Source organism: Prosthecobacter sp. GW821-HT29F12, from assembly GCF_058803405.1.
The window spans coordinates 1,183,598-1,206,198 of the sequence record NZ_CM179517.1 but is presented as its reverse complement, the minus strand read 5'-3'; the positions used below and the strand labels follow the sequence as shown (position 1 = coordinate 1,206,198).

23 protein-coding genes and 1 tRNA gene are annotated in these 22,601 nt (G+C 60.2%); 11 read left to right on the top strand and 13 right to left on the bottom strand.

All coding sequences use genetic code 11. The annotated features are described in order from the left end of the window. Positions 1-21: 21 nt before the first annotated feature. From ftsY to AC3RLQ_RS05015, 4 genes are all read right to left on the bottom strand, one after another. Entirely contained in the window at positions 22-867 is an 846-nt protein-coding gene (gene ftsY, locus AC3RLQ_RS05030) for a signal recognition particle-docking protein FtsY (RefSeq protein WP_493034921.1), read from the bottom strand. Positions 868-955: 88 nt separating this feature from the next. Beyond that, positions 956-1,420, bottom strand: a complete 465-nt coding sequence (gene nusB, locus AC3RLQ_RS05025; protein WP_493034920.1) for a transcription antitermination factor NusB — start codon at positions 1,418-1,420, stop codon at positions 956-958. A 4-nt stretch (positions 1,421-1,424) separates the two neighbouring features. Then, a complete protein-coding gene (gene ribH / locus AC3RLQ_RS05020; RefSeq protein ID WP_493034919.1) occupies positions 1,425-1,928 on the bottom strand; it encodes a 6,7-dimethyl-8-ribityllumazine synthase in 504 nt (167 codons plus the stop codon). 4 nt (positions 1,929-1,932) lie between these two features. Then, positions 1,933-3,147 (bottom strand): bifunctional 3,4-dihydroxy-2-butanone-4-phosphate synthase/GTP cyclohydrolase II, encoded by a 1,215-nt coding sequence (locus AC3RLQ_RS05015; protein WP_493034918.1) that lies wholly within the window; start codon positions 3,145-3,147, stop codon positions 1,933-1,935. 133 nt (positions 3,148-3,280) lie between these two features. On the opposite strand from AC3RLQ_RS05015, the gene hprK reads away from it, so the two are divergent. Further along, positions 3,281-4,249 (top strand): HPr(Ser) kinase/phosphatase, encoded by a 969-nt coding sequence (hprK, locus tag AC3RLQ_RS05010; RefSeq protein ID WP_422320128.1) that lies wholly within the window; start codon positions 3,281-3,283, stop codon positions 4,247-4,249. Between the two features lie 23 nt (positions 4,250-4,272). Beyond that, entirely contained in the window at positions 4,273-4,545 is a 273-nt protein-coding gene (locus AC3RLQ_RS05005; protein WP_395734000.1) for an HPr family phosphocarrier protein, read from the top strand. Positions 4,546-4,889: 344 nt separating this feature from the next. On the opposite strand, the gene AC3RLQ_RS05000 is transcribed toward AC3RLQ_RS05005, so the two are convergent. From AC3RLQ_RS05000 to AC3RLQ_RS04975, 6 genes are all read right to left on the bottom strand, one after another. Then, the gene (locus tag AC3RLQ_RS05000; protein ID WP_493034916.1) at positions 4,890-5,150 is read right to left on the bottom strand and encodes a hypothetical protein; all 261 of its coding nucleotides are present in this window, start codon (positions 5,148-5,150) and stop codon (positions 4,890-4,892) included. 102 nt (positions 5,151-5,252) lie between these two features. Then, on the bottom strand, positions 5,253-5,645 hold the full coding sequence (gene rpsI / locus AC3RLQ_RS04995; RefSeq protein ID WP_300932163.1) for a 30S ribosomal protein S9: 393 nt from the start codon (positions 5,643-5,645) through the stop codon (positions 5,253-5,255). Between the two features lie 22 nt (positions 5,646-5,667). Beyond that, positions 5,668-6,099, bottom strand: a complete 432-nt coding sequence (gene rplM, locus AC3RLQ_RS04990; RefSeq protein ID WP_422320131.1) for a 50S ribosomal protein L13 — start codon at positions 6,097-6,099, stop codon at positions 5,668-5,670. 166 nt (positions 6,100-6,265) lie between these two features. After that, positions 6,266-7,126: an alpha/beta hydrolase gene (locus AC3RLQ_RS04985; protein ID WP_493034913.1), complete on the bottom strand. Its 861-nt coding sequence runs from the start codon at positions 7,124-7,126 to the stop codon at positions 6,266-6,268. A gap of 278 nt (positions 7,127-7,404) precedes the next feature. Continuing rightward, positions 7,405-10,626, bottom strand: a complete 3,222-nt coding sequence (gene secA, locus AC3RLQ_RS04980) for a preprotein translocase subunit SecA (protein WP_493034911.1) — start codon at positions 10,624-10,626, stop codon at positions 7,405-7,407. 99 nt (positions 10,627-10,725) lie between these two features. Then, entirely contained in the window at positions 10,726-10,968 is a 243-nt protein-coding gene (locus tag AC3RLQ_RS04975; protein WP_300932169.1) for a hypothetical protein, read from the bottom strand. Positions 10,969-11,115: 147 nt separating this feature from the next. Between AC3RLQ_RS04975 and AC3RLQ_RS04970 the strand changes: the two genes are divergently transcribed. From AC3RLQ_RS04970 to AC3RLQ_RS04955, 4 genes are read left to right on the top strand one after another with little or no spacing between them, the layout of a single operon-like run. Next, the gene (locus AC3RLQ_RS04970; protein ID WP_493034909.1) at positions 11,116-13,431 is read left to right on the top strand and encodes a hypothetical protein; all 2,316 of its coding nucleotides are present in this window, start codon (positions 11,116-11,118) and stop codon (positions 13,429-13,431) included. Next, positions 13,428-14,366, top strand: coding sequence for a C13 family peptidase (locus AC3RLQ_RS04965; protein ID WP_493034907.1), 939 nt, complete (start codon positions 13,428-13,430; stop codon positions 14,364-14,366). The genes AC3RLQ_RS04970 and AC3RLQ_RS04965 overlap by 4 nt, the downstream gene beginning before the upstream one ends. Positions 14,367-14,419: 53 nt before the next feature. Next, positions 14,420-14,854, top strand: a complete 435-nt coding sequence (locus tag AC3RLQ_RS04960) for a hypothetical protein (RefSeq protein ID WP_493034905.1) — start codon at positions 14,420-14,422, stop codon at positions 14,852-14,854. Then, positions 14,851-15,252, top strand: coding sequence for a hypothetical protein (locus AC3RLQ_RS04955; protein WP_493034904.1), 402 nt, complete (start codon positions 14,851-14,853; stop codon positions 15,250-15,252). The genes AC3RLQ_RS04960 and AC3RLQ_RS04955 overlap by 4 nt, the downstream gene beginning before the upstream one ends. A 24-nt stretch (positions 15,253-15,276) precedes the next feature. Here the strand turns inward: AC3RLQ_RS04955 and AC3RLQ_RS04950 are convergent, their stop codons facing one another. Next, the gene (locus AC3RLQ_RS04950) at positions 15,277-16,125 is read right to left on the bottom strand and encodes an aminotransferase class IV (protein WP_493034902.1); all 849 of its coding nucleotides are present in this window, start codon (positions 16,123-16,125) and stop codon (positions 15,277-15,279) included. A gap of 126 nt (positions 16,126-16,251) precedes the next feature. On the opposite strand from AC3RLQ_RS04950, the gene AC3RLQ_RS04945 reads away from it, so the two are divergent. From AC3RLQ_RS04945 to AC3RLQ_RS04925, 5 genes are all read left to right on the top strand, one after another. Continuing rightward, positions 16,252-16,326 (top strand) — tRNA-Gly (locus AC3RLQ_RS04945). Positions 16,327-16,419: 93 nt separating this feature from the next. Next, a complete protein-coding gene (locus AC3RLQ_RS04940; RefSeq protein ID WP_493034900.1) occupies positions 16,420-17,277 on the top strand; it encodes a 50S ribosomal protein L11 methyltransferase in 858 nt (285 codons plus the stop codon). A 127-nt stretch (positions 17,278-17,404) separates the two neighbouring features. Continuing rightward, positions 17,405-18,382, top strand: a complete 978-nt coding sequence (locus AC3RLQ_RS04935) for an MBL fold metallo-hydrolase (protein WP_493034898.1) — start codon at positions 17,405-17,407, stop codon at positions 18,380-18,382. Continuing rightward, positions 18,383-18,919: a dihydrofolate reductase gene (locus AC3RLQ_RS04930; RefSeq protein WP_493034896.1), complete on the top strand. Its 537-nt coding sequence runs from the start codon at positions 18,383-18,385 to the stop codon at positions 18,917-18,919. 49 nt (positions 18,920-18,968) lie between these two features. Continuing rightward, positions 18,969-19,835, top strand: coding sequence for a hypothetical protein (locus tag AC3RLQ_RS04925; protein WP_493034894.1), 867 nt, complete (start codon positions 18,969-18,971; stop codon positions 19,833-19,835). 523 nt (positions 19,836-20,358) lie between these two features. On the opposite strand, the gene AC3RLQ_RS04920 is transcribed toward AC3RLQ_RS04925, so the two are convergent. Together AC3RLQ_RS04920 and AC3RLQ_RS04915 are read right to left on the bottom strand one after the other, a co-directional pair. Beyond that, positions 20,359-21,714 (bottom strand): DUF1501 domain-containing protein, encoded by a 1,356-nt coding sequence (locus AC3RLQ_RS04920; protein WP_493034892.1) that lies wholly within the window; start codon positions 21,712-21,714, stop codon positions 20,359-20,361. Positions 21,715-21,915: 201 nt separating this feature from the next. Beyond that, positions 21,916-22,554: a histidine phosphatase family protein gene (locus AC3RLQ_RS04915; RefSeq protein ID WP_493034891.1), complete on the bottom strand. Its 639-nt coding sequence runs from the start codon at positions 22,552-22,554 to the stop codon at positions 21,916-21,918. Positions 22,555-22,601: the final 47 nt, after the last annotated feature.

Below are 22,601 nucleotides of genomic sequence, written 5' to 3'. Positions count from 1 at the left end.
TTTTTGTCCACTCGACACTGCTCAGAGCAGCTCTTCCACGAAGCGCTTCGAATCAAACGCCTGGAAATCTTCGACGCTTTCGCCCAGTCCGATGAAACGGGTGGGCACGCCAAGTTCCTGCTGAATCGCCACAAGCACACCGCCTTTGCCGCTACCATCCAGCTTGGTGACGATGACACCGGTCAAAGGAATCACCTTATTGAATTCACGCGCCTGCTGCAAAGCATTGGAACCGGTGGTCGCATCACAAACGAGCAGCACCTCATGCGGAGACTCGGCATCCTTGCGCCCGAGGATGCGGTGAATCTTCTTCAGCTCCTCCATCAGGTTGTGCTTTGTGTGCAGCCGTCCGGCGGTGTCACAGATGAGGTAGTCAGCCTCTGTCTTGAGCGCCTTTTCATAACCTTCAAAACAGACGGATGCCGGATCGCCATTCGGCGGACCTTTGACGAGAGGGATCTTCAAACGCTCAGCCCAGACCGTGAGCTGCTCCACGGCAGCGGCGCGGAAGGTGTCTGCGGCAGCCAGCACCACCTTGTGCCCGCCCTTGTGAAGAAGGTGCGCCAGCTTGGCTGTGCTCGTGGTCTTGCCGGTGCCGTTGACACCGACAATGAGGAGGACCTTGGGCTTGCCGGGGATCGGCTCGATCGCAGGCACGGACTCGGGCAAGATTTTGCGCACATGCTCGCGCGCCACCTGGACGATGTCCGCCCCGTGCAGCGTGCGCTGGCGGGACTTCAGGTCTGCCACGATCTGCAGCGCCAGACGCGGCCCCAGATCTCCACCGATGAGGGAGGCCTCCAGGTCATCCCAGTCAATGTCGGGCTTGGTGAAGCGCTGGATGAGTGATTTGAAAAAACCGGCCATGGCGAAAAAAGGACGAAATCAGAAGGACGAATGTGGAATGCGCCCGGATGACGACGCATTCGTGTTGAAGATTTGAAGCCGCGCCCGCCTAGGCGCCAGAGGTGTCGGTGGTGGAACCAAGGGGATGCTCCACCTTTTTGGGCTCAGGTTTGCGCAGGGATTTGGCCAGCTTGTCGAGCACTCCATTGACGAAGGAGCCGGACTCACCGGCGCTGAGGGCTTTGGCGATGTCGATGGCCTCGTTCAAAATAACGGGCGTGGGCACCTCCGGGCAGTAGAGCAGCTCGTAGGAGGCCACGCGCAGCACGTTGCGGTCCACGGCGGCGAGTCGTTCGAAACTGAAATTTTCCAGCAGCCCGGTAATCCCTGAATCGATCTGGTCCTGATGGCCGATGACCCCCTTGATCAAGTTTTCAGCAAACGCACGGGTGGAAGCCCTCGCGCTATGAAGACTCCAGAAGTCCTCCGGTTCCCCGGGCTTTTCCGTCCCCTGGAGATCACGGGCAAAGAGAAATTGAATGGCGGCCTCGCGGCCTTCGCGGCGTCTTCCCATGATGTTAGGCGTGGTCAAGGGGTTCGCCGGCAAAGCTGGCCTTCATCTTGCCGAACAGATTGATCATTTTGACGCAGGTCTGCGCGGCTTCGGTGCCACGGTTGATGGTGGCCCCCAGGCAGCGCTCCTCCGCCTGCTCCTCCGTGCTGACCAGCAGCACCTCATGAATGACGGGGATGCAGTGCCTCACCGCCATCTGCTGCAGGGCATCGGTCACCGAAGCACCGACGAGATCGGCATGCTCCGTGGAGCCACGGATGATGACCCCCAAGGTGATCACGGCATCCGGCGAGCTGCCACGCAGCACGTGCTCCACGCAGACGGGAATCTCAAAGGCGCCGGGCACGCGATAGACATCGACGGTGGCATTGGGCGCGATGACTTCGATCTCTTCCTTGGCGGCATTGAGCAGGCCCTGGACGAACTGGTTGTTGTACAAAGAGGCGACGATCGCGATGTTGACCGGATCCTGGGTGGGGCGTGGACGACTGGAGGCGTAATTGGACATGTGACTAAAGCTTGTGGCCCATCTTCTTCTTCTTCGTTTCGAGATAGCGGGCGTTCTCGGGTTTGGGCGTGGATTTAACGGGGACTTGTTCGACGATTTCGAGCTTGTGGCCTTCAAGGCCCACGACTTTGCGCGGGTTGTTGGTCATGAGCAGAAGCTTGCGCACCCCCAGGTCGGAGATGATCTGGGCACCGATGCCGTAGTCGCGCAGGTCCATGGGGAAGCCGAGTTTCAGATTGGCCTCCACGGTGTCAAAGCCCTGCTCCTGGAGCTTGTAGGCCATGATCTTGCCATGCAGACCGATGCCGCGTCCTTCGTGGCCGCGCATGTAAACGATGATCCCCTTCCCTGCGGTGGCGATGTGCTTCATCGCGGCATGCAGCTGGCTGCCGCAGTCGCAGCGGCGGGAGGAAAACACATCCCCGGTGAGGCATTCGCTGTGCACGCGCACGAGCACCGGCTCATCTGGCGTGACGTCTCCCATGACCAGAGCCACGTGGTGCACGCCATCCAGGCTGCTTTTGTAAAGGTGCAGCTTGAACGTGCCAAAGTCGGTGGGCATGTCCACGACCTCGATCTTTTCCACCAGCTTCTCACTGAGGCGGCGGTGCGCGATCAAGTCGGCAATGCTGCACATCTTGAGGGCGTGCTTCTTGGCAAATTTCTTCAGGTGCGGCAGACGTGCCATCGTGCCGTCTGGGTTCATGATCTCGATGAGCACCCCGGCCTCACGCAGTCCGGCGAGGCGGGCCAGATCCACGGCGGCCTCAGTATGCCCGGCGCGGCGCAGGACGCCACCCGGCTTGGCCACCAGCGGATTGATATGGCCGGGCTGCACCAGATCCTCCGGCTTGCTTTGGGCATCTGCCAGCAGGCGGATGGTGCGGCAGCGGTCAGCAGCGCTGATTCCTGTGCTGATGCCCTTGGCCGCATCCACGGTCACGGTAAAGTCGGTGCGGAAGGCTTCGCGGTTCTCCGGCACCATGCTGGGGAGGTTCAGCTTCTCGGCGATTTCAAGGGAGACCGGCACGCAGAGCATGCCACCGCCCTGCCTCACCATGAAGTTCACCATGTCAGCGGTGATCTTTTCGGCGGCACAGATCAGGTCCCCCTCATTTTCACGGTCTTCGTCATCGGTGACTATGACCATGCGGCCAGCGCGAATGTCTGCGAGGACAGACTCCACGGAGTCGAAAGCGGATTCCTTTTTGCGGGGCATGAGAGAGGTGTAAAAGAGCCAGTGCCGCGGGTTGCGGCGTCAGGGTCGGATGATTTAAACGGTTGGAGACTGTTTTCCAGTGCGAGTTGCTTTTTCGTTGCTGTGTTTGAGGAGCTTCGCGTAATGTCAAGTCATGCCTCCTCCAACCAAAGTCAAACGCCCGTCCTCGGTGACGGTGGGGGAGTTTTTCAGCCTGAATGAAAAATCGCTCAAGCTGAAGCTGATCGGCAGCGATGCGGGCTACACACGCAAAATCAGCGAGCCCTCGGTGAACCGCCCCGGTCTGGCGCTGTCCGGCTTCTTCACCTACTTTGCCTACAAGCGCGTGCAGGTCATCGGCAACTCGGAGTGCTCCTTCCTCGAAGGCCTGGATCCCAAGCTGCGTGCGGCGCGCTTCAGCCAGCTCTGCTCTTGGGACATCCCCTGCGTCGTCATCGCACGCGGGCACCGCATTGACGATGAATTGATCCAGATCGCCAATGAGGCGGGCATCTCCGTCTTCCAGACCAGCATGATGACCATGAAGTTCCTCAATGCGGCCACCATCAAGCTGGAGTGGGCCTTTGCCCCCACCCTGCTGGTGCATGGCTGCCTGGTGGACGTGCAGGGGCTCGGCGTGCTGATTCAGGGAGACAGCGGCTGCGGCAAGAGCGAAAGCGTCATCGGCCTGCTCCAGCGGGGTGCCAGCCTCGTGGCGGATGACGCCGTGCGGCTGCGCCTGATCGAAGACCGGGAGGTGATCGGCTCCGCCCCGGACATCACCCGGGGGATGATCGAAATCCGCGGTCTGGGCATTCTGAACGTGGCCGCACTCTTCGGCGTCAGCGCCGTTCGTCTCAGCAAACGGCTGGATTTGATCGTGGAACTCGTGCGCGGCGCCAAAACCGAAGACCTGGAGCGCGTGGGGGTGAACAACGACACCCGCGAGATCATGGGCCTCAAGATCGGCCGCGTGGCGCTGCCGGTGGAGCCGGGCCGCGACGTGGCCGGACTCATCGAACTGGCCGCCATCAATTTTAAATTACGCACCTTTGGCTACAACAGCGCCGTAGAGTTTGACCAAAGGTTGTTGAAAAAGATGACGGATGATCAATTAGGTTAACAGCAGCACCTTCCCTCACCACCATGAGCATTCAAAAAGAACTGACGATCCGCAATAAAATGGGCATGCACGCACGCCCGGCGGCGCAGTTCGTCAAGCGTGCCAGCAAGTATCAGTGTGACGTCTGGGTGGAGAAAGACGACGAACCCGTGAACGGCAAAAGCATCATGGGCCTCATGATGCTGGCTGCAGGCCGCGGCGAGACGATCAAAATCATCGCCGACGGCAACGACGCCGAGGCTGCCGTGGCCGATCTCGAAGAGCTGGTCACCTCCGGCTTTGGCGACGCGGAGTGACCCAATGCCCGCGGAGCGGTTGGGCAAGATGAAGGCGATTATGATTTCGCGGACGGCCCAGCCGCCTGTCGAACTCCGGTCTCCCAAATCATCAATCATCAATCGTAAATCATATAGCGATTCGCAAAACTTATTTCCGGGATGGCGAGCCTGGGGATGTTCGGTTTGCCGCAGAGGGGCAAAGGAGCAGAGGTGGCAGAGATTGAATCCCTTCTTTGCTCCCTCTGCCTCTCCGCCCCTCTGCGGCAGAGTCGAACGTTCCTCCGGCTTTCAAATGACAAAGTGGGGTGCTCATGCGCTTTCTGGAAATCAGTTCCGGAAAACGCTATTAATAGGCCTCTCCGTTACTTCTTCTTGTCACTCTCTGGCGGACGTGAATGCACCCGAATCTCGGTCTCATCATCCACCACGGGCGGTGGCGGCTCTTTCAGCATCTGCAGCATCATCACCCCGATGAGGTAAATCAGGCCGCCGCCGATGCCGGCACCGATGGCGATGAAACGCCGCTGCCAGGTATGCTCCCGATCAATGGCATACCAGAAGCGCATGCAGAACAAGATCCAGATGACGCTGGCGCCGAGAACGAGAAGATGACCTGAGGACATAAGGAGGATGATTCTGGCGCGAAATCCCGCCGCCAGCGACAGAAAAAACAAAACCCCGCACAGGGCGGGGTTTTGCACACATCGAGCTGAAAAAAGAGTCGATTAACGCTTGGAGAACTGGAAGCGTTTGCGGGCGCCTGGGCGACCTGGCTTCTTACGTTCCTTGGCGCGGGAGTCACGGGTCAGCAGACCGTTCTGCTTGAGGACGCCGCGAAGCTCAGGATTCACGCCGATCAAAGCGCGAGCAATGCCGAGACGAACGGCACCCACCTGGCCGGTGCAACCACCGCCGCTGGCGTTCACCTTGAAGTCATACGTCTGGCGGGAATTCGTGAGGGCCAGCGGGAACAGAATCTGGTTCTGCAGGGCGACCGTCGGGAAGTACTCTTCGAAGTCACGTCCGTTGACGGTGATGCTTCCGGCTCCTTCAGTGATGAAGACGCGGGCGATGGCGGTCTTGCGGCGGCCGGTGGTGGTTTTGAGAGGCTTGCTCATGCGATAGGTAACAGGGAAAAAATTAGGCGATGACGACAGGCTTTGGATTCTGCGCCTCATGCGGATGCGCGGCACCCTCATAGATCTTCAGCTTGCCCATGACAGCGCGGCCAAGACGATTGTGGGGGACCATGCCCTTCACAGCGCGCTCGACGAGAAGCTCTGGACGGCGGGCACGGACGCGCTCGACGTTTTCGATCTTCTGATTACCGACGTAGCCAGCTTTCGAGGTGTAGATCTTTTGGATCTCCTTTTTGCCGGTCAGGCGGACTTCGGCGGCGTTCAGGACGACCACGAAATCACCCGTATCAACGTGTGGGGTGAAAATAGGCTTGTTTTTACCGCGCAGGAGGTTGGCTGCGGTAACTGCGACGTCTCCAAGAATTTGGTTCTTGGCGTCGATGACCCACCATGTGGGGTTCTGCTCCTGGGCTTTTGCTGAAAACGTCTTCATTAGTGCTGTGTACGAAATATCTTCCGACTGGGAAAGAAGGGGCCGCGATGGTAAGAGGATTGGAGAATGTGTCAAGGTGGAAACCAAGTTATTCACAATGAAAATTGGCCTTGGCACGCATTTTGGGCCGATTGCCCGGTCCAAGCAGGCTGCTAACCCATGATTTTCACTTCCGCCACAGCCATTTCATCGCCTCCGGGAAGATGCTCGCGCCGTGTTTGCTGTTATGCGCGCCGTCCCCAAAGGTGAAGGTGTAATCGTACTGCTGGTAAGCCAGCGCCTTGGCCATCTGCTGGTTTGCCAGCGGCCAGTTGCCATAGGGATTGTCCAGATCGCTGCTGCCATCCTGCAGATAGACGCGCAGCGGTTTGCGCTCCGTCAGGCGGATGATGGAAGGATAGACATGCCCGCCCGCGAGATCGACATAGCTGCCGATGGTGGAGAAGACCTTGCGAAACTTGTCCGGACGCTCCCAAGCCACCGTGAAGGCGCAGATGGCCCCGCTGCTGGCTCCAGCGATGGCCCAGCCCTCGGGATTCTCCGTGAGCTTGTAATCCTTCTGCACCTGCGGGATGATTTCTTCCAGCAGGAAGCGCGCATACACATCTCCCAGCGTGTTGTACTCCTTGCCCCGGTTGTTGTTCTTCCACGCGCTCTGCGGCTTCGTTTCACCACTGTGCCCTGGATTGATGAAGATGGCGATGGTGGGCTGCATGTCCCCGCTGGCGATGAGGTTGTCGAACACGACAGGAACACGCCATGCGCCTTTCAGGCCCACATAGTCGTGGCCGTCTTGGAAAACCATGAGGTTCGCCGGTTGCTCAGGTTTGTACTGCGCCGGCACGTAGATCCACCAGTCACGGCTGGTGCCAGGGTAGATCTTGGATGCATGCGCCGGCATCGGGATCACCTTCCCTTTTGGCACGTCCGGGTTTTCTTGGGAGAGCGGACCGAGTTTGTAGTCATCCACCGCGAGGGCGGAGAGGGAGAGTGAGAGGAGGAGCGGGAGGAGAAGGCGCGAGGTCATGGCTGGTAGCCATGATGAGGATGAGCAGCGCGGGCGTCAAGAAAGACCGCCCTTATGTCTTTGCCTTCAAAGCAGCCAGCACAGCAGCAAAGTCGTCTTTCTCGATGTCCTTGATGCCACGTGGCATCAGCACATGCCAGCCACGACTCCAGGCAAAAAGAACGCGACAGCAGGCGGGGCTGCTGTCGCGTTGGGGAGATCTGGGATTAAGGCGGCGCTGAGGGAACGAACATGGATGTTCGTTCTACAGACTCCAGTTGCGGCGCAACTGGGCTACTTTAGGCCATTCGTCCGCAGCACTGCTTGTACTTCTTCCCGCTGCCGCAGGGGCATGGGTCGTTGCGGCCAACGGCGCTGGCGGCGGACTTGGGTCGGGCGACGTTGCTGCTCGGAAGAATGAGGCGGGGGCCGTCGCGGCCCGGATTGGGGGCGGCTTGGGGCTTCTCTTCTTCCTCTTCCTCACGGCGCTGCGGCGCTTCGTTTTCACCGCCCTGCAGGGCCATCTGGGCCAGGAACTGCTCAAACGCGGCGAGCTGCTGCGTGCTGCGGAAGAGGTTGCCGAGGACTTCGCCGTTGATGTTGTTCATCAGTTCCGCGAAGATCGTGAAGGCTTCCTGCTTGAACTCGATGAGCGGATCTTTCTGGCCGTAGGTGCGCAGACCAACGCCTTCCTTCAGCGCATCCAGTGCATACAGATGCTCCTGCCACAGGCGGTCGATGGCGTTGAGGAGGATCATCTTCTCGATCTCCTGCAAGGCGGTCGGATTGGCGGTGCCTACCTTCACTTCATAGGCGCCGAGGATCTTGTCCTTCAAGAAGGCGGACTTGGCTTCGAAATCGAGCTTCTTGAAGTCATCATCCAGCGTACGCAGTCCCACCGGGAAGGTCATGTTCACCCAGGCGAGCAGGCCCTCATAGTCGGCCACGTCATCGCCCTTGATGTCCTTCGGCACGAAGGCGCCGAGGCGTTCGGTGACGCCCTTTTCCACGGCCTCGTTGATGAGGATGCGGGTGTCGTTGCTGTTGAGCACATCGTTGCGCCATTCATAGACGACTTCGCGCTGCTGGTTCATCACGTCATCGTATTCGAGGACGCGCTTGCGCCAGACATAGTTGCGCTGTTCCACGCGCTTCTGCGCGGTTTCCACGCTGCGATTGAGCCAGGGGTGCTGGAGTTCTTCCCCCTCCTTCATGCCAAAGCGCTCCATCATCTTCGTCATGCGCTCGGCGGCACCGAAGTTGCGCATGAGGTCGTCTTCAAAGCTGAGGAAGAATTTGCTCTCGCCGGGGTCACCCTGACGGGCGGAACGTCCGCGCAGCTGGCGGTCCACACGACGGCTTTCATGGCGCTCCGTGGCCAGCACGAAGAGGCCGCCGAGTTCGGCGACGCCTTCACCCAGCTTGATGTCCGTACCACGACCAGCCATGTTGGTGGAGATGGTCACCGCGCCACGATGTCCGGCACGGGCGACGATTTCAGCCTCCTGGCGGTGATACTTCGCATTGAGCACGTTGTGCGTGATCTTCTTCAGCTTGAGCATGCGGGAGACCATTTCCGAGGCTTCGACGCTGGCGGTGCCGACGAGGATCGGCTGGCCCTTGGCGTTGAGTTCCTGGATCAGCTCGATCACGGCGGCGAATTTCTCGCGGCGTGTCTTGTAGATGCTGTCGTTGTGATCCTTGCGCTTCACCGGACGGTTCGTCGGGATGGTGAGCACATCGAGTGCGTAGATGTCATGGAACTCGGCGGCGTCGGTTTCAGCCGTGCCGGTCATGCCGCCCAGCTTTTGATAGAGGCGGAAGTAGTTCTGAATGGTGATGGTGGCGAGCGTCTGGGTCTCGGCGTCGATCTGCACGCCTTCCTTGGCTTCCACGGCCTGGTGCAGGCCATCGCTCCAGCGGCGTCCGGCCATCTTACGGCCCGTCTGCGCATCGACGATGACGACCTTGTTCTCCTCGACCACGTATTCGACGTCCTTCTCATAGAGACAGAAGGCACGCAGAAGCTGGCTGATCTGGTGAATGCGCTGACCCTGGTGGGAAAGGCGGTCCTGCATCTCCGTCTTCTTGCGGGTGCGGGCTTCTTCGGAGAGCGTCATGTCGCCGTCGATCTCGGAATACACCGTGGCGATGTCCGGCAGCACGAAGGCGTCGGGCTCATCAGGGCTGAGGAAGTTGCGCCCCATCTCGGTGAGATCGGCGTCGTGGGATTTCTCCTCGATGAAGTAGTACAGCTCTTCCTTGAGACGGAAGAATTCCACCTTCTGCGTGTCGGCGTAGAGCGAGAGCTCGGCCTTTTCCATGGCACGGCGGAGTTCGGGATCCTCCATGCAGCGTGTCAGCGCACGGTTCTTCGGCTGGCCCATCTGCACCTGGAAGAGCTTCAGTCCGGCCTGCTCCAAATGACCTGCGGCGGCGGCTTCCTTGGCCTCCGTGATCAGGCGGTTGCAAAGCGTGTTCTGACGGCGCACGAGCTGATCCACCAGGGGCTTGTAACGCTCATACTGGTGATTGCTCTCCGCAGCCATGACAGGACCGCTGATGATCAAAGGCGTGCGTGCTTCATCGATGAGGACGGAGTCCACTTCATCCACGATGGCGAAGTAGTGGCCGCGCTGCACCTGCTGCTCCTTGCTGGAGGCCATGCCGTTGTCGCGCAGATAATCGAAGCCGAACTCGCTGTTCGTTCCATACGTGATGTCCGCCTGATACTGCTCGCGGCGCAGGTGGCTTGGCTGGTCGTTTTGAATACAACCGACCGTGAGACCGAGGTACTTATAAAGGCTGCCCATCCACTCGCTGTCACGACGTGCGAGGTAATCATTCACCGTGATGACGTGCACGCCACGTCCGGTGAGCGCGTTCAAGTACACCGGCAGCGTACCGACCAGCGTCTTCCCTTCCCCGGTCGCCATTTCAGCGATCATCCCGCGGTGCAAGGCCACACCCCCGACAAGCTGCACATCAAAGTGCACCATGTTCCAGCCCAGCGGCTGGTCGCAGACGATGATCTCGCGTCCGCACATGCGGCGGGCCGCGTTTTTCACCACGGCATAGGCTTCCGGGAGAATGTCATTGAGCATCTTCGCCTCGATGGCGGCGAAGTCCGGCTGGATGGCGTTCCAGGCTTCACGTGCGCGGTCGATGCGCGCCTTCTTGTCATCCAGGGCGGCGCCGTTCCAGGCAGAGCTGGCGAGGTAATCATTTTCCAGCGCCGGGAAATGCGGCTTCAGCGCGGTGAAATATTTCTCCACCGCCTCCAGGCAGGCATCCACCTCAGCTTCGTTCGCGATGCGCAGGCTCACCCCGCCGAGGAATGGCGGCGTATGAAAGGCGCGGAACTGGGCCTGCCATTTCTGGGTGCGTTCCCGCAGCGCTTCCTCCGGCTCGTTTTGAAGCAGGGCTTCGATGCGGTTGATCTCGGCCACCGTAGGTTGAAGCTTGCGCACAGTGCGCTGGTTCTTGGTGCCGATGATTTTTTTGATGATCCAGTTGAACATGGGAAATGAGAATACGCCGCCCGGCTCACATTGGCCGGGTCGGGGGGGAGGCCGAATGTGGCGGATGTCAGCCAACGCGCAAGGACTCAAAAAGGCCTCTTACCGAAGCACCACATCCTTCACCCGGCGCGGAATCATGGCATTTCGCACCACTTCAGGCTGCACACTGCGCAGGAAATCGAGCAAAATCACCGGGGATTCCACGATCATACGCTCGATCTGGTCACGCCGGTGCGTCCAGCGCGAATTGCGGTGCAGATAGTCGAGGTCGGCGAGGATTTCATCGACATCGCCCTCGCTGAAGCCAGCGAGCTGAAACGCATAGGGATCGTATAAAGGCATGGCGGCTGCGGTCTTGGAACGGTCGCAGACCAAATCGAGAATGCATGATCCGACAAGTCCTTCCATGCTCATTTTTTTGGCAACGAGTGCCATTGACAGCGGTTGTGATGTAGCTTTTCGCCGCACTTCACGTTTAACTGGCACCTCATGCCCCGCATCCTTTGGCAAAACACGGACATCACCTGGCTCTCTGCCCTGGTGGTTCTTCTTGTCATCGGGCTGCTCTGGCTGGGCTACGGACGCTCTCCGCTGCGCGGCTGGCGAAAATTAGCGGCGATGTCCTGCAAGCTGGCCGCCCTCGCCCTGCTGGCGCTCTGCCTTCTCGATCCCCTCTGGACCCAGCAGCAGCCGAAGAAGGGTGAAAACGAAGTCATTGTGCTGGTGGACACCAGCGCCTCTTTAGAAACAGCGGAAAAACCGGGCGAGGCCACCCGCGCGGCCCAGGTCACCGCCGCGCTGAACTCCGGCACGGAGGATGCCGCGTGGATCAAGTCATTGAGCGAGGACTTCCGCCTGCGCCTCATGACCGTCGGATCACAGACCCAAAGCGTGCCGCACTTCCGCGCTTTGAAGTTTGACGGCTCCCGCTCGGATCTCTGCCGCACGCTGATGACTCTGCGCAGTGGCGGCTCGAATCTGGCTGCTGTGGTATTAATAAGCGATGGCAACGCGACTGATGCTTCCACTTGGAAGGCCGAAGCCAAGGGCGCTCCCATTTTCACCGTGGTGGCAGGCAAGAACGCCCCCACCCCGGATCTGGCGATCCTCGATGCCACCGTGGCGACGAGTCCCTTTGAAGACGCCCCCATCACCATCACCTCCCGTGTGTCTGCCCAGGGGCTGAATGGCAAACAGGCCACGCTTTCCGCGCTCGATGAACAGGGCAAAGCCATCGTCACCGAAAAAGTCACCTTCAATGGCAGTTCCCCCCAGACCGTGCGTCTGCGCATTCCGGTGGCCAAGCCCGGCGTGTCTTTTCACAAGCTCGAACTCAAGGGCGAAGGCGTCAGCGAAGCCACCCTGGCGAACAACACACGCTTATTAGAGGCGGATCGCGGCTCCGGCCCCTACCGCGTGCTCTACATCGCCGGCAGGCCGAACTGGGAGTACAAATTCCTGCGCCGCGCCATCGCAGCGGATGACGACATCCAGATGCCCAGCCTCGTGCGCATTGCCAAACGCGAGCCCAAGTTTGAATGGCGCGGCCATGCCGGTGAGAGCGCGAATCCGCTGTTTCGCGGCTTTGGTGCCAAAGAAGGCGAAGAAGCGCAGCGCTATGACCAGCCCGTGCTCATCCGCCTCGGCACGCGCGATGCCAAGGAACTCAGCGACGGCTTCCCCAAGGCGGCGGAAGATTTGTTCAGCGAATACCGCGCCATCATCATCGATGACCTTGAAGCCGGATTCTTCACGCAGGAGCAGATGCACCTGATCCAGCGCTTCGTCAGCGAGCGCGGCGGCGCGCTGCTCATGCTTGGCGGTCAGGAATGCTATCAGGCGGGCGGCTATGATCACACGCCCATCGGCAGCATGCTGCCCGTGTATCTCGACCGCACCACCACGGCAGGCCCGATGCTGGATGCGCGCTTCAATTTGACGCGTGAAGGCTGGCTGGAGTCCTGGATGCGGCTGCGCACAGATCGTGAGGAAGATGAGAAGCGGCTCTCAGCCATGCCTTCCTTTTATGCCATCAATCAAACGTTCGCCATCAAACCCGGTGCCAGCATTCTGGCCACGGTTTCCGATTCAGCGCAGACCACCATGCCCGCCATCGTCTCCCAGCGTTTCGGTGAAGGCCGCGTGGGCAGCGTGCTGGTGGCCGACTTGTGGCGCTGGGGTATGAACGATGCGGATTCGCGCAAGGACATGGATCGCGCCTGGCGGCAGCTCATGCGCTGGCTCGTGGTGGATGTGGCAGACAGCATCTCCTTCTCAGCCGAGACAGATCCCGCTGACCGCGAGCGCGTGAAGCTCTCCGTACGTGTGCGGGACCGCGCCTTCAAGCCGCATGGCGATGCGCTGGTGAAGATCGAAGTCACGCAGCCCGATGGCAAAAAATCCCAGCTCTTCGCCGAGCCCAGCCTTAAAGAAGCCGGGCTCTTTGAAACCGAGTTCTTCTCCTCCAGTTCCGGCAACTACCGCGCCACTGCGACCGTGGAGGACATGGAAAAACACACGCAGCTCGGCATCAAAACCACCGGCTGGACCTACGGCCCGCAGGCCGAGGAATTCAGCCGCCTCGCCCCGGACCGCGCCTTTCTCCAACGCATCGCCACCGAGACCAGCGGCCAGATGCTCGCGCTCGATGAAATCGCCAAGCTGCCGGAAATGCTGAAGAACATCCGCGTCCCGATTGAGGTCACGCTATCGACGCCGCTCTGGCATACGCCCTGGGTCTTCCTGGCCCTGCTGTTTTTCATCGGCACGGAGTGGTTTTTGCGCAGAAAGGGAGGCATGGCATGATGAAAGAGTTCAAGCTTCTGATCACATTGTTATTCGCCTTGTTCACCTCGCTGCTGCACGCCGCGCCGCGTGAACTCGACGTCCTCATCGTTCTCGGTGCATCCGGCACGGAGGAGTATGGCAAGAAATTCAAAACGCAGGTGGATGCCTGGACGAATGCCTGCACCAAGGCGGGAATCACCCCGTCAGTCGTACGTGGTGAGAAGACCACCGAAGAACTCGAAAAACGCCTCACCGCCTCCGATCCCACACGCTCCTTGTGGCTCGTCCTCATCGGCCACGGCACTTTTGACGGACGCGAAGCCAAGTTCAGCGCGGAAGGACCCGACTTTGACGCCAAGCAGCTCGCGGGCTGGCTCAAGCCACTCAAGCAGGAGGTCGCCGTGATTAACACCGCCTCCGCCAGCGGCGGCTTTTTGAAAGCGCTCTCCGGCAAGAACCGCGTCATCATCACTTCCACCAAAAGTCCGGATGAAGTCTTCTATGCGCGCTTCGGGGAATACTTTGCCGATGCCATCGGCGGACTGCCCGAGGCGGATCTCGATCAGGACAAGCAGGTTTCCCTGCTGGAGGCCTTCCGCCACGCCAGCAAAGCCACCACCACCTTCTATGAGAATGACGGACGCCTCGCCACCGAGCACGCAATTCTCGAAGACAACGGCGACGGCGTCGGCACCCGCAGTGAAGTTTTCGGCTCAGACGCACCTATCCCCGCAGGCATGGCCGTCGATGGCGCACGCGCCGCGCAGATGGTGCTCGTGTTAAGCGCGGAGGAGCAGCAACTCACCGATGCCCAGCGCAGCACACGGGATGCGCTGGAGCGCGAATTGAAGACCTTGAAGGAGCAGCGAGCGAAGCTCAAGGAAGAGGACTACTACACCAAGCTCGAATCGCTGCTGCGCAAGCTGGGTGAGGTTTATGGGACGAAGTCATGACCTGCAAAGTTCATCTTTCTCCATCAAATCCAGAGGAACACGAACCAGGGCACATGGCTCTGTCCTGGCATGATGACACCGATTCAACTTTTCGCGGTTTCGTTTTCCGAGTGGAAGACTTGCCGCCTGAGTTTCAAGATCCCGGCAAATGGAGGGACTATCTGTTTTCAAACACGGTTCCGGGACATGTGATCGAGGACATCACCATGCGGGACAAAGCCGAGCGAGACACTGCCGAACTGCTGGAGCAAAGCTGGCCTGCAAATGACTCGCAGGCGGCAGTGCTCCAGCGCATTTGCAAAGAAGGCCCGCACGGAATTTACAGCTTCAACCCGGACGACCATCCGGGAGCACACAATTGTGTGACCTGGGTGACCAGCAGAGCCAATGAAGCCTTGGGAGAGGTCTTGCCAAAAGTGCGGCAAGGACGTATTAAGTTGATGGCGGAAGTACTCCGCAGCCGTCAGAACAAGCGTATCACATCATGAGCAAAACAATCCAAGGCTTTCGCGAGAAGGACTACGGCATGTTCATCGACCTGACGGATGCCATGAGCAGCGTGAGTGTTGACCGGAAAACTGGCAGTCTGGTCTTGCAGGAAGGAGCAGGTGAGGACCGGTTTAACGGTGCTTTGATCACGTCTGATTTTTGTCATGGTTTCACGCTGAGCGCGACCCCTGAGGGAACCTGGGCGGTTGGCCTGAGATTTGGTGACCATAAATCTCATGTACTGGGAACCACTGATGATGAAGCCGGAGCGCTGCAATGGCTGAAAAAGGCATGGGACGTGATCCGGTCGAACCAAACCACCGAACAGTCCACTGAGATCATATTTGCTTCCTCGCCTGCGAGCACGGTTGGGGACCATCTTTTGCAGCCCCATTGAAAGACTCGTCTTCCGACAAGAAATTCACGGATCATCCCGCCCCGCCACAAAGTCCCGAAATGCCTGCGCCACGCGCTGGGTGACGGCACCCTCAACACCGGGCATCGCACGCTGATCAACGCGCGCCAGAGGATGCACATCACGCGTGCTTGAAGTAAGGAAGGCTTCCTCGCAGGTATGCAGTGCCTCGATGGGCAGCGTGACTTCTTCCACGGCAATGCCTGCTGCGGCGCAGGCCTCCAGCACCAGACCGCGCGTGATGCCTGCCAGACAGCCGGAGCTCAGGGGCGGTGTTTTCACCACGCCTGCGCTGACGATGAAGATGTTCGTACCGGTGCCTTCGCAGAGTTCATCGCGGGTGTTGGCAAAGAGCGCCTCCCCCGCCCCTTCCCCGTGCGCAAGCGCCAGGGCGCGCACGTTGTCGCCATAGGAGGTGGACTTGATGCCTGCCAGTGCGCTGCGCTCGTTGCGCGTCCACGGCACCGTCATCACGGTGTCGGTGGGCGGCCAGGGCTTGAGAGGTGTCGTCGCCACGATCATGGTGGCAGGCGCCTCTCCGCGGTCTGATCCCAACGGGCCGTCACCACTGGTGAGCGTGACACGGATGCGCGCATCGGTGAGTTCATTCGCCTGCATCGTTGCCAGAATCGCATTCAGATATGTTTCAAACTCGGGCGGCACGATGTTCATCGCCTGGCATGAAGCCACCAGCCGACGCCAGTGCCGCGTGGGTGTGAAGGGCTTGCCATGGCGTGCCACGAGTGTCTCGAACACACCATCACCTACCAGAAAGCCATGATCGAAGGGCGAGATGCGCGCTTCAGAAGTGCTGACGATGCGGCCGTTGATCCAAGTATGCGTGGGAAGATTCACATCCGCAGCATGGCTTTAAAAAAAACATTCTCAACATATGCACTTTGCACTTGCAGGATCTTTTTCATGCGCCAGAATCTCGCCCTCAAACTTTCCGGATCGAACCGAAAACGAACCGAAAAATTTGCGGGTGTAGCTCAGTGGTAGAGCACTTCCTTGCCAAGGAAGATGTCGCGCGTTCGAATCGCGTCACCCGCTCCATCAATCTCCGAAAGATTGATGGCATCAAGTAACCTTGGCCTTTTAAGGCTTTGATTGGTGCCCCAGAACCTCCCTCCTCACGATTGTACATTCATGTTTGTCTGGTCCAAACTTACTGCTTCACGTTCGGCTGATACCTGGGAGGAACGTTTCGCGCAGAGCACGGACGCCACTCTCGTCATCACCAGTTTCCCTGGTCGTAAAATGATCCGCCTGGAGGTTTATTGTGAGGCTCAGTCTCGCGCGAAGGCCATCCAGAAAGAATTCGGCGGCGAGGTGTCCAAGTTAAAATCGCAGAACTGGGCCGCACATTCATCCCAGACTCCGCCGCCGGTAAAGGTGCGAGACACCTTCGTCATCTGCGCCGCCAAAACAGAAGCGGAAATCAAGCAGGCCCGCGCCAAATTTCCCAACCGCGAAATCATCGCCGTGCCGGCCGACATGGCTTTCGGCACCGGCCACCATGCCACCACCGCCACCGTGCTGCGCCTGCTCGTGGATGAGGCTGAAAAGCGCCAGGCCGCCGGCAAGAAATGGACCATGGCAGATCTCGGCTGCGGCAGTGGCATCCTTGCCATCGCCGCTGATAAACTCGGCGCCTCCCGCGTCTGGGGCTGCGACTACGATCCCGCCGCTGTGAAAATTTCGCAGGAAAATGCGGTGCGCAACAACACCCCCAAAGTGCGTTTCACCAAAGTCGATGTGCTCAAGTGGGAGCCCAAGCAGACCTGGGACATCGTGGCCGCCAACATCTTCTTCGACATTCTGGAGTCGGCTTTTCCGCAGATGGTGCGCTCCGTGGCTCCGGGTGGCATCTTGATGCTCTCCGGCATTCTAAAGTCTCAGGCCAAGGCCTGCCTTGCCACCGGAAAGCGCGCGGGCTTTGTGGTGGAGAAGGTCGTCACCAAAGGCAAGTGGGTGACCGCGCTGGGCACGGTGAAAAACCGCTGATCTGGCGCAGGTCTTGCGAGGATTAGCCCGGATAGAGGCGTCATCCCTGCCGCTACAACATCCTGCACTTAATTCTTGTCTTTGAGGACCCGGACGATTTATTATCAATAGATTCAAGCAGCCAATCATGCTTTTCGATCCCGCTTCCTCACCCGACGGGGCTGGATCCTCCTCCAGCCCTCTCAAAAAGCGCGGCCTGCTCAAGAAAGCTCACACTCAGGGAAATCGCATCGGCCTGCTCCCCACGGAAGGCTGGCGCAAGCGCAACATCCAGTTCCTCAATGAGGTGCTCATCCCCACCCTGTTTGCCCCGCGTCGGCCGGGCGAGGATTTCGGCCTCCTGCCAGTGGCCACGAGCAATGAGATCGCCGTGACGTGGCTCGGGCATGCCGGCTTCTTTTGTCAGGTCGGCGGCGTGAACATCGCCATCGATCCCAACTGGGCGCTTTGGCACGGCCCGGTGAAGCGCGTCCGCCACCCCAGCGTCTGGGCGCATGACCTGCCGCACATCGATCTCGTGCTGGTCACGCACGCGCATTACGACCACCTGCACCTGCCCAGCCTGCGCAAGCTCGCCGCCGCCCAGCCCATCATCGTCCCGGAAGGTGTCGGCAAAGTGGTGCGGAACTGCGGCTTCGGGCGCATTGTGGAACTGAAGACCTGGCAGAGCGCCACCTTTCAGGATCTGCGCATCACCCTCACCCCCGCGCGCCACTGGGGTGCGCGGATGATTCATGACACGCACCGCCAATTTGGCGGCTACCTCATCAAGTCTCCCGACCGCTGCCTCTTTCACTGCGGCGACAGCGCCATGTTTGACGGCTTTCAGGAGATCGGCAAACGCGCCAGCATCGACCTCGCGCTCATGCCCATCGGCGCCTACGATGCCCCCAGCGGCCGTCAGGTGCACATGAATCCCGAGGAAGCCCTGGACGCCTTTCAAATGATGGGCGCACAGTCCATGATCCCCATGCATCATGACACCTTCCCCCTCGGTGGCGAGCCTCTGCATGAGCCTGCCGAGCGCCTCGTCAAAGCCGCCATCGAACGGCAGTTGGAAAACCGCGTGCGCCTCCTGCGCGAAGGCGAGTCCGCCATTTACTGAGTGAGCCCACGCCCGGCACTGACCCTCATCGCCGCCGTTTCAGCGGACGGCTTCATTTCCACCGGCACCGGTGTGCCCTGGCATCTGCCACGGGATAAAGAGCACTTCCGCCGCATCACCCGCGGCCAGTGGCTGCTCATTGGCCGCCGCACCTATGAGGAAATGAATGGCTGGTTTGAAGACCACCACCCCCTGGTGCTCACGCGCAGCCCTGTTTACGTCCCGACTGCGGGCGAGGTCGTGGCCAGCGTGGCCGAGGCCCTGCAAGTCGCCGCCGCAGGGGGGGCCACAGAACTGTTTGTCTGCGGAGGCGGAGAGGCCTATGCCGCCGCCATGCCCTGCGCTGATCGCCTGATCCTGACTCACGTGGACTCCCCCCTCGGCAGCGGTGTCCCCTTCCCTGCGGTGAATCCTGCCGAATGGCAGGAGACGGACCGGCAGGATTTTCTCGCCGACGCCACCCATGCCCACTCCCTCAGGTTTTCCACCTACGAGCGCCTCAGGCCGCCCGCTCAGGCTTCGGGCGGCACATTATAATAATTTCAAGATGAGCAAAATCACCTTTGGGTGTATCTAAGCCTTGCAGATGAACCTTTCCTCCTTGTTCAACCCCGGCTCCGCAGTCGCCCTGCTGGCGACCGCTGTGCTCTGCGTCGGCTGCTCCAGCCTCAACACCGCAGCCACTTCTGACAAGTCCGCGACGGCTGACAAAACCGGCAGCAAAGACATCTCGCTGGTGAAGTCTCCCACTGATTTGAGCTTCCTTCTCAGCATGAGTTTCGTGGAGGCCAAGAGCATCTCCACGCAGCAGCTGGAGTTCCCGCCTTACATCAAGATCGCCGCAGACTCGATCCAGGTCTTCAAGTACTCGCCCGATGGCAAGCCGCTCAAAGCACGCGCCCGTGGCAAGGTGTTCATTGAAATGAATTTCAACGAACCCGCCAAGGCGCTCTGCCAGGAAGCCTTCATCACCGGAGATGAAATCATCCTGCGCGGCAGCCCCATCCTGCAGCGCGGCGGCAGCATGGTCGAAGGTCTGGATGAAAGCACCATCTTCTACCTCTTTGGCACATCGCTGCGCGTCATCGGCCTGCACAAGGTGAACAACCAGAACGAAATCGCCTCGGTGATGCCCACGCTCGGCACCTGGGCCGCCGGCCCCAATCCGCTGCTGCCACCGCTCACCGAGAGCGCCGTGCCCTCCACCATCCGCGATTCCATGCAGCGCGCCGCCGAGGCTGAAATGCTGCACCAGAAAACACGCGAACTCTACGGCCCCGCCGACGCACCGCCAGCTACTCCAGCACCCGCGCAGCCCGAGAAAGCAACGGACAAACCCAAGTCTGCACCGCCCCCTGCGGTCACCAAAAAACCCACCGTGGAAATCCGCCGCGCCGTGCCCAGCAAGCCCTCCTTCTGGCACCGCTTCAAGACGGACAAGAGCCGGGCGTGAGTCAGCGACTGATGCTGGTGCCTGCAAGTGCGCGCCAGCGTCTTGGACTGCGGTGACAGAGATGCAAGGCGCAAGCCTGCATCGGCGCCACCGCTTTCGTGGGGTGATAAATTTTCTTTGGACCTAGCGCGCCGTCCGGCCTGCAAAAAGCGGCGTCGCGCCCAGGCTTGCCGCACGCATTGATATCATGAGCCATTGAAACCGGGTCTGCATGCGCGGCGCGTGCAGCAGGCTGGTAGGGCTCCGCTGTGTCGGGGCCGAAGTTTCGGGGCTGCGGCGTCGCAGGCGCTGAAAAAGGTACGCCGTCCTTGGAATGTCGAAAGGAGGGGCGGGCCTCGATGGATTTCAGGCGCATTTCTCCACAGCGCTCCCAGACTCCTTTTCAACGGTTGATGGTATGATTAGCTGCGCTCACCCTTCGGGCAGCCTGCGGCTGTCTTACCTCCGCTGCGCTCCGGTTCCAAGACGCTGCCGCGCCCGCGTGAGAACTGGTGCCTTCAGCGCGACCCAGCATCCAGCCCTCTCACCCCACGATCGCCTGCGGCACACGCCCATGCACATCCGTCAGGCGGTAATCACGTCCTGCGTAGCGATACGTCAGCTTCTCGTGGTCCATGCCCAGCAGGTGCAGGATCGTCGCATGCACGTCATGCACGTGCATCTTGTCCACCGCCGCTTTGAAGCCAAACTCATCGCTCTCGCCATAGGCCGTGCCGCCGCGAACCCCGCCACCGGCTAAGAACATGGAGAAGCCATGCGGATTGTGATCCCGCCCGTTGCCATTTTCACTCACCGGCGTGCGGCCAAACTCACCGCCCCAGATGATGAGCGTGTCCTCCAGCATGCCGCGCTGTTTGAGGTCACCGATCAGCGCCGCGATGGGCCGGTCGATGTCCGCGCCCAGCTTGCGTGTCTGCTCATCGTGCTTGGAGTGCGTGTCCCATGGCTGGCCATTGCCATAGTAGAGCTGCACGTAGCGCACACCACGTTCTACCAGTCTTCGCGCCATCAGGCAGCCGTTGGAGAAATGGCTCTTGCCATACATCTCGCGCACCTTCGGCGGCTCCAGATTCACATCAAAGGCATCCGTCGCGGCGGACTGCATGCGGTAGGCCGTTTCCATCGCCTGGATGCGACCGTTCAGCGCCACATCCGAACCGCCGCGTGCCGCCAGATGCTCCGCGTTCAGCGACTGCATCAGGTCGATCTGCCTGCGTTGATCGAGTTTGCCCAGCTTCTCATTCGTCAGCCATGGGATCATCTTCTGCGGCTCCAGGTTGGAGTGATTGATGTACACCCCCTGATGCTGCGCCGGCAGAAACGCGCTGGTCCACAGCACGGAAAACCGCACCGGCTTGCCGGGGCACAGGACCACGAAGGAAGGCAGGTTCGCATTCTCATTGCCCAGGCCGTAGCTGAGCCATGAGCCCATGCTCGGCACGCGCTCCGTCATGGTGCCGTTGTTCATCAGCAGCAACGCGGGGCCGTGATTTGGATTGTCCGTGTGGCAGGAGCGCAGCACGCACAGCTCATCCGCATGCTGCGCCAGATTCGGCAGCAGTTCGCTGATCTCCAGCCCGCTCTGCCCATGCTTGGAATACGCATACGGAGACGCCAGCAGCCCGCCCGTGGGCCGCTCCGTGCGCAGGTCCGCGCCTGCCGGCTTCTGCCCTGCATACTTCGTCAGGCCCGGCTTCGGATCAAAGAAGTCCGGCCCAAACGGCCCGCCGTTCATAAACAGCTGGATCACCCGCTTCGCCTTCGGCACAAAGTTCGTGCGCGGTGCGGCATTCAGCGTGGAAGCCAGCCCCAGCGCGCCCAGCCCGCCGCCCATGCGGGAGAGCAGTTCGCGGCGCGAGAGTGCGGAGAGATCAGACATAAAATCAGTACGCAGGCAAACTGCACCCGCTTACGCCCAAGTGGCACATTCAGAACATCCTCCCTTAGTTTTTCATGCAGCGAGCAATCTGAATGTTGACCACGGAATACACAGAATACACGGAACCCGGAATTAAGATCTGATTCCGTGTATTCAGTGTATTCCGTGGTTAATAAAAATCTGACGAATGGCGGCCTCCACTCAACCCACCATCTCAATCTGAAACGGCGACAGCATCTTCAGCGCCTCGCCCTGCGCGCTTTCAAAGGGATAAACCATGACATTCGGCACCACGCAGTTCAGATGAAACTCAAAGAACTCGCGCATGTAGTCCGCGGTGAAGTCCGCGTCCGGGTGCATCTGCCGCCACAGGATCGCCTTGATCACATAGGCATGGCAAAACACCGCGATGCGCTTCTCCTCGCGCTCTTGCAGCGCTTTGAGTGAGGCATCCACACGCTCGCAAAAATGGCGAAAGGTCTCCGCGCCCTCGCCATCGCAGTAGTCGGGATCGCAGCGCTCCCAGTACTGCCGCGCCGGCTCACGGCGCGTGGTCTCCGTCGTGCCGATGTAGCGGCCCGGCGCCAGGAAGGTGAGCTCATGCACGGGAAGCTCCACCACCTGCACCTGCGGGTGCAGCCGGCAGAGCGGCACCGCCGTGTAGGCCGTGCGCGAGTAGCGCGACACCACGATGAGATCCGGGTCCGTGCGCCACTGTGCGGCCACCGCCTCCGCCTGCGCCAGCCCCTTCTCGCTCAGCCCGATGGCGTGCGGCGTGTCCGTGGGAAACCCCGCGTTGCTCAGACTTTCGGCATGACGAATGAACCAGATCTTTTTCATATTTCACCTCCGCCATAGGCGCTCTCAGAGGCAGTAGCAAATGCAGG

Excerpts from the sequence above, each read along its gene's own strand:
- ftsY (WP_493034921.1), bottom strand. The coding sequence starts at position 867 with ATGGCCGGTTTTTTCAAATCACTCATCCAGCGCTTCACCAAGCCCGAC.
- nusB (WP_493034920.1), bottom strand. The coding sequence starts at position 1,420 with ATGGGAAGACGCCGCGAAGGCCGCGAGGCCGCCATTCAATTTCTCTTT.
- ribH (WP_493034919.1), bottom strand. The coding sequence starts at position 1,928 with ATGTCCAATTACGCCTCCAGTCGTCCACGCCCCACCCAGGATCCGGTC.
- AC3RLQ_RS05015 (WP_493034918.1), bottom strand. The coding sequence starts at position 3,147 with ATGCCCCGCAAAAAGGAATCCGCTTTCGACTCCGTGGAGTCTGTCCTC.
- hprK (WP_422320128.1), top strand. The coding sequence starts at position 3,281 with ATGCCTCCTCCAACCAAAGTCAAACGCCCGTCCTCGGTGACGGTGGGG.
- AC3RLQ_RS05005 (WP_395734000.1), top strand. The coding sequence starts at position 4,273 with ATGAGCATTCAAAAAGAACTGACGATCCGCAATAAAATGGGCATGCAC.
- AC3RLQ_RS05000 (WP_493034916.1), bottom strand. The coding sequence starts at position 5,150 with ATGTCCTCAGGTCATCTTCTCGTTCTCGGCGCCAGCGTCATCTGGATC.
- rpsI (WP_300932163.1), bottom strand. The coding sequence starts at position 5,645 with ATGAGCAAGCCTCTCAAAACCACCACCGGCCGCCGCAAGACCGCCATC.
- rplM (WP_422320131.1), bottom strand. The coding sequence starts at position 6,099 with ATGAAGACGTTTTCAGCAAAAGCCCAGGAGCAGAACCCCACATGGTGG.
- AC3RLQ_RS04985 (WP_493034913.1), bottom strand. The coding sequence starts at position 7,126 with ATGACCTCGCGCCTTCTCCTCCCGCTCCTCCTCTCACTCTCCCTCTCC.
- secA (WP_493034911.1), bottom strand. The coding sequence starts at position 10,626 with ATGTTCAACTGGATCATCAAAAAAATCATCGGCACCAAGAACCAGCGC.
- AC3RLQ_RS04975 (WP_300932169.1), bottom strand. The coding sequence starts at position 10,968 with ATGCCTTTATACGATCCCTATGCGTTTCAGCTCGCTGGCTTCAGCGAG.
- AC3RLQ_RS04970 (WP_493034909.1), top strand. The coding sequence starts at position 11,116 with ATGCCCCGCATCCTTTGGCAAAACACGGACATCACCTGGCTCTCTGCC.
- AC3RLQ_RS04965 (WP_493034907.1), top strand. The coding sequence starts at position 13,428 with ATGATGAAAGAGTTCAAGCTTCTGATCACATTGTTATTCGCCTTGTTC.
- AC3RLQ_RS04960 (WP_493034905.1), top strand. The coding sequence starts at position 14,420 with ATGGCTCTGTCCTGGCATGATGACACCGATTCAACTTTTCGCGGTTTC.
- AC3RLQ_RS04955 (WP_493034904.1), top strand. The coding sequence starts at position 14,851 with ATGAGCAAAACAATCCAAGGCTTTCGCGAGAAGGACTACGGCATGTTC.
- AC3RLQ_RS04940 (WP_493034900.1), top strand. The coding sequence starts at position 16,420 with ATGTTTGTCTGGTCCAAACTTACTGCTTCACGTTCGGCTGATACCTGG.
- AC3RLQ_RS04935 (WP_493034898.1), top strand. The coding sequence starts at position 17,405 with ATGCTTTTCGATCCCGCTTCCTCACCCGACGGGGCTGGATCCTCCTCC.
- AC3RLQ_RS04925 (WP_493034894.1), top strand. The coding sequence starts at position 18,969 with ATGAACCTTTCCTCCTTGTTCAACCCCGGCTCCGCAGTCGCCCTGCTG.
- AC3RLQ_RS04920 (WP_493034892.1), bottom strand. The coding sequence starts at position 21,714 with ATGTCTGATCTCTCCGCACTCTCGCGCCGCGAACTGCTCTCCCGCATG.
- AC3RLQ_RS04915 (WP_493034891.1), bottom strand. The coding sequence starts at position 22,554 with ATGAAAAAGATCTGGTTCATTCGTCATGCCGAAAGTCTGAGCAACGCG.